Raw genomic sequence first — 12,380 nt, forward strand, 5'->3', positions numbered from 1 at the left:
CCGGCGGCCCCCGACCGCGCTCACCTGACGGCCGGTCGTCTCCCGTTCCATTGACGTTCAGCCGGTTGTCCCTGCCCGCGTCGCATGCCGTCCCTACGTTGCCTAGGGCGACGAAAGAAGGGGCTCAATGGACGCACCACTCGCAATCCGCGCTCGCGGGATCACCAAATGTTTCGGCGATGTGGTCGCACTCGACGGCATCGACCTGGACGTGACCCCCGGGCAGATCCACGGCCTGGTCGGCCCGAACGGCGCCGGCAAGACCACCCTCCTCGGGCTCCTGTTGGGACTGGCCGCGGCCGACAGCGGCCGCCTCGAGATCCTGGGTACGCCGGTCGCGCGGGCGCTCGCCGCTCCCGAGGGCGTCGCCGGCTTCGTGGACGGGCCCGGCCTCTATCCCTCGCTCACCGCCCGGCAGAACCTCGCGGCGCTGGCCGCCCTGCGTGGCGAGGGCGTGGGGGCCACGGGGATCGACGACGTGCTCGCCCAGGTCGGGCTCACCGATGTCGCGGACGACCGGGCGAGCGGCTTCTCCCTCGGCATGCGTCAGCGGCTCGGGCTCGCCGCCGCCCTGCTCACCAAGCCTCGTCTGCTCGTGCTCGACGAACCGTCCAACGGCCTCGACCCCGCCGGCAAGAAGCACGTCCACACCGTCCTCAGCCGACTCGCGGCGGACGGCACGAGCGTCGTGCTGTCGAGCCACCGCATGGACGACCTCGAGGCACTGTGCTCCGAGGTCACCATCCTCGCCACCGGACGGGTCGTCTTCTCCGGCCCGCTGAGCAAGCTGGCCGCCGAGAACCGCGAACTCGACTACCGGGTGCGCACCTCCGACCCGCAGGGCGCCCGCCAGCTCGCCGTCGACGTGGACGGTGTCCACGTCGACGAAGCCGGGACGCGGGACGCCGAGGTGCTCGTCGTACGCGCGCTGGTGCCCGCCCTCGACGACTTCGTGGCGCGGCTCGTGACCGCGGGCATCGCGGTGCGCGAGCTGGCGCCCGTGGTGTCACCGCTCGAAGCGGCGTTCCTCGCCCTCACCGACCAGCAGGAGGCCGTCCGATGACCGCGACCGTCGCCGCCGAACCCGTTGCCGGCGTTCGCCGCGTCTCGGTGTCGCGCGGGTACCGCTTCGAACTGGTCAAGCTGGTGTCGCAGTGGCGGATCCGGCTGCTGGTCCTCGCCTGCTGGATCGCGCCGGCGCTGTTCGTGGCCGGGGTGAGCCAGCAGAGCACGCTGCCCGTCGACACCCTCTTCGGCCGGTGGATGCACGCCACGGGCTGGGCCGGGCCGCTGGTGACGCTCGGTTTCGCGGGCTCCTGGGCGCTCCCGCTGCTGACCTCGGTGGTGGCCGGCGACGTCTTCGCCGCCGAGGACCGGCTCGGCACGTGGCGCCACCTGCTGGTGGCGGTCCGGTCACCGCGGCGGATCTTCGCCGCGAAGGCGCTGTCCAGCCTCACCGTCATCCTGCTGCTCGTGGCCGGGCTGGCCTGCTCCAGCGCGGTGGGCGGGGTCCTGGCGGTCGGCAACCAGCCGCTGGTCGGGCTGGACGGCCACCTGCTCACGCCCGGGGACGCCGCCGTGCGGACCCTGCTCGCCTGGGTCTGCGTGCTCGCCCCGACCCTCGCTCTCGCCGCGATCGGGCTGCTCGGGTCGGTCGCGTTGGGGCGGTCCCCGATGGGCCTGCTGCTGCCCGCGCTCGTCGCGCTCGCCATGCAGCTCGCCCAGATGCTGCCGCTGCCGGTCGCCGTACGCCTCGCGCTGCCCGGCTACGCCTTCATCGCCTGGAACGGCCTGTTCACCAGCCCGGCGCAGCTCGGCCCGCTGCTGATCGGCATCGTGGTCAGCCTCGTGTGGGCCGTCACCGCGACGGCGCTGGCGTACCTGCTGTTCGTACGGCGCGACTTCAGCAACCTGACGGACGACGGCTCGGGGCGCCGGGCGATCACGGTCGGCGCCTTGCCGCTGGCCGCGTTGCTCGGGGTGACGGTCGGGTTCGTGGCCGTGGCGACCCCGGCGACGGGCTCCGGGATCGAGCAGGACAAGGTCCAGCGCTCGGTCGCCACGGCGTTCGCCCACCTCTACCGGATGCAGACCGCGCAGCTCAACCGCCCCGACGTCACCGAAGCGCAGCTCAGGGCGACGGCGGCGTGCAACAAGGGCGGCGGCAAGCTCACCCCCGAAGGGCCGGGCAACGACTGGCGCTGCGTCGTCTCCTGGCACCTCCCCGACGTCGAGGCCGCGGGCACGGCCATCTACCAGCTCGACGTCACCCCGGACGGGCGGTTCGTCGCCGACGGCGACGGACCGAAGGAAGTGAACGGCTACTTCCTGGTGCGGACCCCGGTCGGGGACGCGCCGAACCCGCTCTGGCAGTTCGACGGCAACGTCGAGCTGCTCCACACCACGAAGGGATGACCCCATGCAGGTAACACGCCGCCGTCGGCGTGTGGAGAGGGACCTGTCCGGCCTTCTCCGTCGACGCATCGGCCGCGGGCTACCCCTGGCGACGGCGGGCACCACCGCCGTCGTCGTCGCCGCCGGCACCGGTATCGCATTCGCCCAGACGCAGCAGTTCGGCACCGACCAGGTCGGCCAGACGACCGACAAGGGTCTGGTCGTGTCCGACGACCAGTACATCGACCCGATTGGCGAGCGCCTCGTCGTCAACAACGGCAAGATCATGTCGTCCTCCGTCAGCCCGGACGGCACCCACCTGGCGGCCTCGATCACCGACGGTGGGATGGCACTGGCCATCGTCGACCTCAAGACCTGGAAGGTGCAGCAGCTCGTCGGCAACAACGCGGCCGCGAACCTGCGCATCAGCGGCAACGACGTGGGCCAGGAAGGGCCGACGTACTCGCCCGACGGGTCCCAGCTCTGGCTGGGCCAGGCCGACGGTTACACCCGGTTCACCGTGAACGCCGACGGCACGCTCGCCAACCCGACGTTCATCCGGATCCCCCAGGACGGGCCCAAGCGCGCGCTGGTGGCCGAGGCGGTGTTCTCGCCCGACGGCGCCACCGTCTACTCCGCCGTCAACGGCCAGAACCGGGTGGTCGCCATCGACACGGCCACCGGGACCGTCACGCGGAGCTGGACCGTGGGCAACGCCCCGCGCGACATGCTTCTCGCCGGCACCAAGCTCTACGTCAGCAACGAGGGCGGTCGCCCGGCGCGGCCCGGCGAGAGCACGATCAACTCGTACAACACCCAGGTTCCGGCCGACCCGGTGACCGCGTCGACCACGACCGGCACGGTCAGCGTCATCGACGTGGCGAACCCGACCAGCGCCCCGGCGACCATCGACGTCGGCCTGCACCCGACCGCCCTGTACGCCAGGAACGGGGCGCTGTTCGTCACCAACACCAACAGCGACGACGTGTCGGTCATCGACATGACGCGCAACACGGTCGTCCAGACCATCGCCACCCAGCCGTGGCCGGAGGCGACGGTGGGCTACCAGCCCAACGCCGTGACGCTCACCGACGACGGGCACCTTCTGGTCACGCTCGGCCGCGCCAACGCGGTCGCCGTCTACCGGTACACGACCCCACTGGAGCCGGTCAGCTACGTCGGCCTGCTCCCGACGGACTACTTCCCCGCGGAGGTCACCACCGTCGGCAAGGAGGTGCTGATCTCCAACACCCGTGGCATCGACGCCCGCCGTCCCACCACCGCCGCCGGGCACGGCACCCACGACACGACGTCGAGCCTGCAGCGCTTCCAGCTGCCGAGCGACAACACCATCAGGTCCGAGACCGGCAAGGTGTTCAGCCAGAACGGCTGGACCGACGGCTCGGTCAAGGAGGCCAAGGGCAGCAAGGCCAAGCCGGTGCCGGTGCCGCAGCGCCTCGGCGACCCCTCGACGATCAAGCACGTCTTCCTGGTCGTCAAGGAGAACCGGACGTACGACCAGGTCCTCGGCGACGACCCGCGGGGCAACGGCGACCCGGCGCTCGCGCAGTTCGGCGAGAACGTGACGCCGAACCAGCACGCGCTGGCGACGCAGTTCGGGCTGTACGACAACACCTACGACATCGGCACGAACTCGGCCGAGGGTCACAACTGGCTGATGCAGGCCGACAACCCGGAGTACACCGAGTCCACGGCCGGTGAGTACATCCGCAGCTACGACACCGAGGACGACGCCCTCGGCCACCAGCGGACCGGTTTCATCTGGACCGGCGCGCAGGCGGCCGGCAAGACCGTGCGCAACTTCGGCGAGTTCCACCAGTTCCTGACCAAGCCGCCGGGCTCCACCTGGCAGAACCTGTACTGCGACACCGTGAACATGGCGGCGACCGGGCAGGACACCGCGTACCGCATGGTCTCGTCCTCGCCGATCCCGTCGCTCAACAGCGTGTCGGTGCCCGGCTTCCCGAAGTACGACCTCGGCGTCCCGGACATCTACCGGTACGAGATCTGGAAGCGTGACTTCGAGAAGAACGGGCCGGCGAACCTGAACATGTTCTGGCTCTCCAGCGACCACACCGGTGGGCCGCCGAACGCGGCCGCCCAGGTGGCGGACAACGACCTCGCGGTCGGCCGGATCGTTGACACGATCTCGCACAGCCGCTACTGGAGGGACTCTGCGATCTTCGTGGTCGAGGACGACTCGCAGGCCGGCCTCGACCACGTCGACGGCCACCGTGCCCCGATCCAGATCATCAGCCCCTGGGCCCAACGCGGTGTCGTGGACAGCCGCTACTACACCCAGATCACGATGATCCGGACCATCGAGCAGATCCTCGGGATCCGCCCGATGAACCAGAAGGACAGCGCGGCCAGCCCGATGCGTCAGGTGTTCACCAGGAAGCCGGACTACACCCCGTTCACCGCCGTGCCCAACCGGACGTCGCTGACCGCGGGTCTGCCCACCCCGCCCGCCTGCGGCGTGGACACCCCCGCGCCGCAGAACCCCCTCGCCGCGGCCGCGCCGTCGGCCACGGTGCCGGCGGACAAGCAGCAGCTGGCGGCGCAGTGGGACGAGTGGAGGTCGCACCAGCGGCTGACCGGGCCCGACGCCAAGGCGGACTACGCGAACCCCGCGCAGATGAACCACCTCACGTGGTACCAGGCGCACGACTGGGCGAAGCCGTACCCCGGGGAGGACACGTTCTTCGCACCGGACGACGTGCCGGGTGCCCTCATCCCGCCGGCGGAGTCCGACGGCTGACCTGGCCCTGATCGCGTCCGAGGGGCCCCGGCCGGTGTTCACCACCGGCCGGGGTCCCTCCGTCCGCGCGGCGCGGCCTCGTCAGTCGTCCTCGCCCGGCCACGTGAGGGCCTGGGCGACGATCACCCGGTCACCGTTGAACGTGACGGCCGGGCCGCCGTGGAGGCGGAACCCGAGGTCGAGGGCCTCGCTGACCCTGCGACAGAAGGCTTCGTCGTCGGGCCCAGTCAGGACGCGGTAGCGGGGGAGGCCGTCCGGGGGCTGATCGCTCATGGCGTCCAGCATGGCAAAGGGGGTGGCTGACCCGGTCGTCGTGGCCGTAGCATGGGCCTCCACGCATAGATGGATAACGATCATCGGGGGATCGGTGGCTGATCAGCAGATCCAGCGCGTGTTCGTACCGCCGTCCGACGGGTCCGGGTCCGACGTCCCGCACGGCGCAGACCCCGCACCGCCACTGAACCCCGCGCGCATCACCGGCGTGGCATCCGGCTTCATGACCGCCAAGGCGCTCTTCGTGGCCGCCGAGGTCGGCCTCTTCGCCGCCATGCCGGCCGAGGGTGCGACCGCGCCGATCCTCGCCGCTCGCTGCGACCTCCCGGTACGCAGCGCCCGCGCGCTCGCCGACCTGCTGGTCGCCACCGGCTTGCTCGAACACGACGGTGAGCGCTACCGCAACGCCCCCGACACCGAGGCGTTCCTGGCCGGCCGCGGCCCGCTCGACATGCGTCCCATGCTGACCTACTGGGACACGGTCAGCTATTCGACCTGGGCCCGGGCGTCGGTCGCGTTCCGCACCCGGGAGGGCGTCCGCACCGACCTGACCGAGGCACAGATCCAGGCGTACGAGTCGTCGGTGGCGCTGGTGACCGCGGAGACCGCCGCCGACCTCGCCGGGGCGTACGACTTCGGCCCGCACCGCCGGGTGCTCGACGTCGGCGGCGGCATCGGCACCTTCGTCAAGCCGATCCTCGGCGCGTATCCGCAGCTCACCGCGACGCTCCTCGACCTGCCCGAGGTGGTGGCGGTCGCCCGGGACAAGGTCGCCGACGACGCCGTCGCGGGCCGGCTCGACCTGGTCGGCGCGGACGTGTTCGTCGACCCGCTGCCGGCCGGGCACGACGTGATGGTCGTGGCCAACGTCCTGCACCTGTTCTCGCCGGAGCGCAACACCGACCTGTTGTCCCGGTTGCGGGCCGTTGTCGCACCGGAGGGCCGCCTGCTGCTGGTCGATTGGTGGCGCGACGCGTCCGCGCCCCACCCGGCGACCCGGCTGGGCGCGGGGGAGTTCCTCATGATCAGCGGCGGCGACACGTACGAGGCGGGCGAGGTGGCACAGTGGCTCGACACGACCGGCTGGCGGGTCGTGGCGCACCTGCCGCTGGCCGCGCCTGCGGGCCTGATCGTCGCCGAGCCGATCGAGTGAACGGAAAGCGGCCCGACCGCCGCGAAAAGCCGGTTTAACGCGGGGTACACGCGGGACTCCGGAGACGGTAAGGTCTTCGGGTCGTCGCAAGTAGACCGGCTTGGTGGGAGGTCGGGCGTGCCGATCACAGGCCAGCGTGTGGTGCGCCGTACCCTCGGCCGCCGGCTGACCCGGCTTCGGCTGGCCAGCGGCAAGACCCGGCGCGAGGTGGCCGAGGCGCGGCTGGGCATCTCGGAGCCGACCCTGCACCGGATCGAGACGGGCAAGGTCCCGGTGACCGCGGCGAACGTGCGGGCGCTGTGCTGGCTGTACGGCGTCGACCAGAGCGTCACCGACGTGCTGGCCGACCTCGCGCTCGGCACCTCGCAGGAGGAGTGGTGGGACGCCAACCCGGTGATCCCCGACTGGTTCAAGCTCTACGTCGGCCTGGAGGCCAGCGCCACCCGGATCAGCACCTACTACGGGGAGATCATCCCCGGCGAGTTGCAGACCGAGCGGTACGCGCTGGCCGTGTACGCGGCCGAGCGGGCGACCGACGAGGAGTCCGCACGGCGGCACGTCAAGCTGCGGATGCAACGGCAGCGGGCCCTGTTCGCGCGCGAACCCGCGCCGCGGCTGGTGTTCGTCCTCGGCGAGAACGTGCTGGCCCGGCCGGTCGGCGGCAAGGCGGTCCTGGACGAGCAGCGCGAACACCTGCGGGCCATCGCGGCGCGCGGTGAGGCGGAGATCCGGATCCTGCCGTTCTCCGCGGGCGCGCACGCGGCGATGGCCGGCGCGTTCCGGATCCTGGACTTCGACGATCCCGACGACCCGGACACGGTCTACCTGGAGTCCCACGTCGGCGCGCTCTACCTCGAGGAAACCCACGAGGTGGACGAGTACCGCCGGATATTCCAGCTGGTCCACGACGCCGCGGTCCCGCTGGACGACCTCCGATAGGCCCCTGACGGGGATGATCTCCCGGTCCGCTCAGGCCCGGAGCGTTCGTACAACTCATCACGGAAGGGGCGGCATGGCTGGTGTGATCGACGACGGCGAGGCGAAGCCGGCGACCGCGGCCAGGATCTACGACTACTACCTCGGCGGCACGTACAACTTCCCTGCCGACCGGGAGGCCGCCCAGGCGATGCTTCAGGTGCTGCCGTTGGGGCCGCAACTCGCCCGCACCAACCGGGCGTTCCTGCGGCGCGCCGTGCGGTTCCTCGCCGAGTCCGGGGTGCGCCAGTTCCTCGACGTGGGCTCGGGGATCCCGACCGAGGGCAACGTCCACGAGATCGTCCAGCGGATCAACCCGGACGCCCGCGTGGTCTACGTGGACATCGACCCGGTGGCGGTGGCGGAGAGCCTGGAACTGCTCGAGGGCAACGAGGGGGCCACGGCCGTCCGGGGTGACCTGCGTGATCCGCAGTCCATCCTGTCGCACCCGCAGGTCACGGCGCTGCTCGACTTCGACCAGCCGATCGGGCTGCTGCTGGGCGCGGTGCTGCACTTCGTGCCCGACGACGACCTCGCGTACGACGCCGTGGGGCAGTTGCGGGCGGCTCTCGCGCCCGGGAGCTACCTGCTCGTGTCGCACGCGACGGCGGACGAGGCGCCTCACGACCAGGGCGAGCTGGACGTGGCCCACGACATCTACCGGCGCAAGACCGCCACACCGCTGGGCCTGCGCAGCCGTGCCCAGGTGGAGCGGTTCTTCACCGGGCTCGACCTCGTGGAGCCGGGCCTGGTGTGGATGCCGCTGTGGCGGCCCGCCCCGGACGACCCGCAGTACTTCGCCGACGACCCCAAGCTCAGCTCCGGGCTCGCGGGCGTCGGACGAATCCCGTAATCGAGCGGCTCGACAAGCCAGAGCCCGCCGGCGGAGCCCGGCGGGCTCTGGCCCGCTCGTCGTCGCGGTCGTGCGGGCGACCGCCTTCGTGTCGCGCCTGTCAGCCCAGAAGCTTGTCGAACTCTCCCCGCTTGGCGCCGTAGAGGAACGAGTCCCACTCCTCCACGGTGAACCGCACGATGCCAGCCGCCGGGTTCTTGCTGTTGCGGACCTCGATCAGCTCCGCGTTACGGCGAGCTTCGACGCAACTGCCCCCGTTGCCCGTCGACCTGCTGGACATCATCCACCCGTTGCTGTCAGGCATCAGTAGCTCCTTTGTAGACGGCCCGCGCCGGCCGCTCTCCGAATCTGAGGGGTTTGCCTCTGCGCGATCACAGACGAGTCAATCACGGACTGTAATCAGCCGAGCGCAACAGCGAGAGTCGGATAGGCGTCTTTCCGCAGTACACCGGCCATGCTCCGATCCTCGCGCCCTGGACGCGCGCCTTCATCGAAGATCGCGTCGCACGCAGAGTAACTGATGACCGCATCCCTGCACGAGTTCACCGTGACATCTTGTCTGCGTGAAATCTTGCACGATGACGTTCGCACTGCCATGCTCGTCGGAGCAGTAGCCACAGTGGATCCGGCAGATCGGAGGGCGATGATGTCCGCGCCACCGCTGAGCCCGCACGAACACGCGAGGGCGGTCCCGGTTCCGCCAGAAGGGTTCGGTGAGGGAGACCGCGTCTGGGTACGACGCGACGGCTCCTGGCGTCCCGGCGTCATCCTGTGCTCCAACAGGTCCGCTGCCACGCTGCGGTACCGCCCGGCGGAGACCGTCGGCACCGCGGTGGACACGGTGACCGCGAACAGCCTCCGTCCGCGCCACGACGACGACCCCTACCTCGACAACGTCCCGGCGGCCGATCCCGACCGTCCGGCGCCGGCTCTCGCGACCCGGAGCCACCCCGGAACGGTCGCGGGTCTCGCTAGCTGATCCCCCGGACCGTCAGGTGACCGGAACGGCGGCGGACACCTCGGCGATCAGCGTCCGTACGTCGTCACCCCAGTGCGACGCGATCACCAGATCACGCGCGGGGTCGACCCAGAGCAGGTGTCGACCCCCGTTGCCCCGGGCGCACCGGCCACTGGCCGGGGCGCCGGGCTGCACCCGCTGGGAGTCATTGCGCCACCAGAGGTAGCCGTAGTCGGGGTTCAACTCGCACGGGCTCCAGACACGGTCGATCCACTCCGTACTGAGCACCCGCCGTCCCTGCCACCCGCCCCGGCACCGGTACAGCTCGCCGAGCAGCGCGAGGTCCCTTGCGGAGATCCACAGACCACCGCCCCAGTGCGCCCCGCCGCTGACCACCGGCACGGGCCTCCCGTCGATCTCGACCACCGAGTCGCGGTAGCCGTGCCAGGACCAGGTCTCGGTGGCGCCGAGCGGAGCGAGAACCTCCTCGCGCAGCACGTCGGCGAGCGGCCGGCGGAACAGCACCGTCAGGGCCAGGCACAGCAGGTTCACCCGGACGTCGTTGTAGGCCCACCCCGTGCCGGGCGCGCCCTCACGCTCGAAGCCCTCGCGGCGGCTCTGCGCGTCCACCCGGGTCGGCTTGCCCCACAGCTCGCCGGTCCACCCACTGGTCTGCTGCAACAGGTGGTGCCAGGTCACACCGTCGAGGCCCAGCCGGTCGAGGAGGGGATGGCGGACCGTGTCGACCACCTCGGCCGCGGGGTCGAGCAGGCCGCGGTCGAACGCGACACCCGCCACGGTGGCCACGACGCTCTTGGTGCCGCTGAAGAGCATCTCCGTGGCTGTCGCGTCACCCCACTCGGCGACGATCCGGCCGTGGTGCCGCACGACACCGCTGGCACCGGACCCGGCCAGCAGCGGGCCGGTCGCCTCCCGGTGCGACTCGTCCGCCACCTGGCGGGACAGGTACTCGGCCATGTCCCCGATGCCGGCGGTCACCCGCCGGCTCTGCCGGTGCGCGGCCGCCCGGACCGCGGCCACGTCGATGCCCGCCCGGGCCGGCGACCCGCCGGGCCCCGGCGACGGAGGTCGACCGGCATCGTCGTCGTTGACGCTCACCTCCCCGACCCTAGGCCGCCCGGGTCCGACCCCGGCGGCCCGACGCCCGCGACCTCGGTCACAGCGGACGCCCGCCGAGACGGTCCCGGTGTACCCGGGGCTAGCGCGGCGGCGACGAGTGCTCGGGTGGGCCGCCCCGGGCACGCCGCGCGTCGGACACGGCGATCGAGGCCAGGACGAGCGCGGGCACGACGGCGACCGCCAGTGGGGGCAGCAGGACCATCGCCGGTGCGCTGGCGGCCAGCGCGACCACACCGATCACGCGGTCGCGGGAAACGCGACCGAACACCGCGTACTCGAACATGCTCCTCCCGACGAGGAACAGCGCAGGCCCGCCGAGGATGACCGTGACCCACGCCGGCGACGTACGCCCGGACGGGTGCGTGATGACGAGTTCGACGGCGACCGCACCGGGGACGATGCCGGCGACCATCAGCAGGTGTGCGTACAGCGACCAGATGCTGGCGCGGACGGGGTCCCGCGCCGCGCCGATCGCCTCGGCCAGCAGGCCGCCGGCCCGATGGATGTAGATGCGCCACAGCAGCGCCGTGGTGGCGAACGCGACCACGACCGCGGCGATCCGGCCGGGCCCGATGGGGTTGTCCCGGATGGTCAACCCGGTGACCAGGACGAGCTCGCCAAGCCCGATGATGAACAGCTGACGGTACCGTTCGGCCAGGTGCTCGCCGGAGATCGCGAACTCCGGACCCTGCATGAACGCGCGACCCAGCCGCGGTGTGGGGAGGCCCAGCGCGAGAGCCACGTACTCCGCGGCGACCGCCAACGCCCACAGCACGCCCCGCTGGCCGCCGTGCGCGAGGGCGCCCGCGATCCACGGCACGGCCGCCAGGCAGTGCCAGAACAGGAGGCGCGCGAAGGCACGCCACGCCGCATGCCCGCGCAGCATGAGCATGGCGAGGACGGTGCGACCGATCTGGGTGGTGACGAAGGTGACGGCGAAGAACAGTCCCTGCTCGCCGAACGCCTCCGGCGTCACCGCGGCCATCAGCAGCGTGCCGAACATGGTCGCGAGGACGAGCAGCTGCACCACCGGTTGCTGCGGATCCAGGCGATCGGTGAGCCCCGCCGTCGAGGTCCAGACCGACCACAGGGCGAACAGCAGCACCAGCGTCTGGAAGGCGCCCCGCCCGCTCAAGTCCGCCGAGAGCCCGGCGGACAGCGCGGCGAGCGCGAACACGAACACGAGGTCGAAGAACAGTTCCAGGAACGTCGCCCGCGGATCCTCGGGTCGCCGCAGCAGCGCCGCCGCCCCACCCCTCATCCGGTTCGCCCGTTCCTAGCGGTCCTGACTGCCCTTCCGGCAGTCGTACCACAGCGGCGGCGGTCCGGGACGACGATCCGCCACGGCCGCCGTCGTCACGCCCGCGACGACGGTGCGGTCACTCCCGGATCTCCATCTCCGCAACGAGCGTGCCGGCGAAGCGGTACAGGTGCGTGACCGTGTGGTCGACCAGGATTGCGCCCTCGGAGTCCCGGACGACCTGGTGCACCGTCACCGCGACCCGACCGTCGGCGTCGACACCGAACGCGGTGGGCTCGACCCTCGGGTCGATCTGCGCCCACTGCCGCTGCCAGTAGGCCGCCACGGCGTCGCGCCCCTGCACGATCCCGCCCTCCCAGCCGTTCGGCCAGCAGACGTCCGCTGCCAGAGCCGCCATCAACGAGGGCAGGTCGCGTGCGTTGAACGCCGCGTAGAGGTCTGTCAGCCGTCGCGTCCGTTCGGCCAGCTCCGCCGGGGTCATGCCGCCAGCCTGGGGGAGAAGGCACACCCCGGGCAACCCGCTTCGCGCTCGGCAGACCGGCCGGCGGCGGGCAGGTGGGCTCCGGAGCGGTGATCGACACGGGTTCCGTG

At 71.5% G+C, this 12,380-nt stretch carries 11 protein-coding genes; 6 read left to right on the top strand and 5 right to left on the bottom strand.

All coding sequences use genetic code 11. The features are described 5' to 3' along the window. The first annotated feature begins 127 nt into the window (after positions 1 to 127). Genes D7193_RS25890 through D7193_RS25900 form a run of 3 tightly spaced genes read left to right on the top strand, consistent with a single transcriptional unit; the run spans position 128 to position 5,176 of the window. Positions 128 to 1,063, top strand: coding sequence for an ABC transporter ATP-binding protein (locus D7193_RS25890; RefSeq protein WP_120782245.1), 936 nt, complete (start codon positions 128 to 130; stop codon positions 1,061 to 1,063). Beyond that, entirely contained in the window at positions 1,060 to 2,415 is a 1,356-nt protein-coding gene (locus tag D7193_RS25895; RefSeq protein ID WP_120782246.1) for an ABC transporter permease, read from the top strand. The genes D7193_RS25890 and D7193_RS25895 overlap by 4 nt, the downstream gene beginning before the upstream one ends. Before the next feature lie 4 nt (positions 2,416 to 2,419). Further along, the gene (locus D7193_RS25900; RefSeq protein WP_120782247.1) at positions 2,420 to 5,176 is read left to right on the top strand and encodes a bifunctional YncE family protein/alkaline phosphatase family protein; all 2,757 of its coding nucleotides are present in this window, start codon (positions 2,420 to 2,422) and stop codon (positions 5,174 to 5,176) included. An 81-nt stretch (positions 5,177 to 5,257) separates the two neighbouring features. On the opposite strand, the gene D7193_RS25905 is transcribed toward D7193_RS25900, so the two are convergent. Then, a complete protein-coding gene (locus D7193_RS25905) occupies positions 5,258 to 5,449 on the bottom strand; it encodes a DUF1737 domain-containing protein (protein WP_120782248.1) in 192 nt (63 codons plus the stop codon). Positions 5,450 to 5,543: 94 nt separating this feature from the next. On the opposite strand from D7193_RS25905, the gene D7193_RS25910 reads away from it, so the two are divergent. The 3 genes from D7193_RS25910 (at position 5,544) to D7193_RS25920 (ending at position 8,430) form a co-directional block, all read left to right on the top strand. Further along, positions 5,544 to 6,602, top strand: coding sequence for a methyltransferase (locus D7193_RS25910; protein ID WP_158674863.1), 1,059 nt, complete (start codon positions 5,544 to 5,546; stop codon positions 6,600 to 6,602). 117 nt (positions 6,603 to 6,719) lie between these two features. Further along, positions 6,720 to 7,541 (top strand): helix-turn-helix domain-containing protein, encoded by an 822-nt coding sequence (locus tag D7193_RS25915; RefSeq protein WP_120782250.1) that lies wholly within the window; start codon positions 6,720 to 6,722, stop codon positions 7,539 to 7,541. A 73-nt stretch (positions 7,542 to 7,614) separates the two neighbouring features. After that, a complete protein-coding gene (locus D7193_RS25920) occupies positions 7,615 to 8,430 on the top strand; it encodes an SAM-dependent methyltransferase (RefSeq protein ID WP_120782251.1) in 816 nt (271 codons plus the stop codon). Positions 8,431 to 8,530: 100 nt separating this feature from the next. Here D7193_RS25920 and D7193_RS25925 read toward each other — a convergent pair whose 3' ends face one another. The 4 genes from D7193_RS25925 to D7193_RS25945 form a co-directional block, all read right to left on the bottom strand. Beyond that, positions 8,531 to 8,734, bottom strand: coding sequence for a DUF397 domain-containing protein (locus D7193_RS25925; RefSeq protein WP_120782252.1), 204 nt, complete (start codon positions 8,732 to 8,734; stop codon positions 8,531 to 8,533). Between the two features lie 687 nt (positions 8,735 to 9,421). Then, a complete protein-coding gene (locus D7193_RS25935; protein WP_206611992.1) occupies positions 9,422 to 10,507 on the bottom strand; it encodes a serine hydrolase domain-containing protein in 1,086 nt (361 codons plus the stop codon). A gap of 100 nt (positions 10,508 to 10,607) precedes the next feature. Beyond that, positions 10,608 to 11,789, bottom strand: a complete 1,182-nt coding sequence (locus tag D7193_RS25940; protein WP_120782254.1) for a low temperature requirement protein A — start codon at positions 11,787 to 11,789, stop codon at positions 10,608 to 10,610. A 118-nt stretch (positions 11,790 to 11,907) separates the two neighbouring features. After that, on the bottom strand, positions 11,908 to 12,270 hold the full coding sequence (locus D7193_RS25945; protein ID WP_120782255.1) for a nuclear transport factor 2 family protein: 363 nt from the start codon (positions 12,268 to 12,270) through the stop codon (positions 11,908 to 11,910). Positions 12,271 to 12,380 lie beyond the last annotated feature (110 nt).

It is taken from the genome of Micromonospora costi (assembly GCF_003626655.1).
Lineage (GTDB): Bacteria > Actinomycetota > Actinomycetes > Mycobacteriales > Micromonosporaceae > Micromonospora > Micromonospora costi.

What these genes read in the sequence shown, in the direction of transcription:
- D7193_RS25890 (WP_120782245.1), top strand. Translation starts at nt 128, where the DNA reads ATGGACGCACCACTCGCAATCCGCGCTCGCGGGATCACCAAATGTTTC.
- D7193_RS25895 (WP_120782246.1), top strand. Translation starts at nt 1,060, where the DNA reads ATGACCGCGACCGTCGCCGCCGAACCCGTTGCCGGCGTTCGCCGCGTC.
- D7193_RS25900 (WP_120782247.1), top strand. Translation starts at nt 2,420, where the DNA reads ATGCAGGTAACACGCCGCCGTCGGCGTGTGGAGAGGGACCTGTCCGGC.
- D7193_RS25905 (WP_120782248.1), bottom strand. Translation starts at nt 5,449, where the DNA reads ATGAGCGATCAGCCCCCGGACGGCCTCCCCCGCTACCGCGTCCTGACT.
- D7193_RS25920 (WP_120782251.1), top strand. Translation starts at nt 7,615, where the DNA reads ATGGCTGGTGTGATCGACGACGGCGAGGCGAAGCCGGCGACCGCGGCC.
- D7193_RS25925 (WP_120782252.1), bottom strand. Translation starts at nt 8,734, where the DNA reads ATGCCTGACAGCAACGGGTGGATGATGTCCAGCAGGTCGACGGGCAAC.
- D7193_RS25940 (WP_120782254.1), bottom strand. Translation starts at nt 11,789, where the DNA reads ATGAGGGGTGGGGCGGCGGCGCTGCTGCGGCGACCCGAGGATCCGCGG.
- D7193_RS25945 (WP_120782255.1), bottom strand. Translation starts at nt 12,270, where the DNA reads ATGACCCCGGCGGAGCTGGCCGAACGGACGCGACGGCTGACAGACCTC.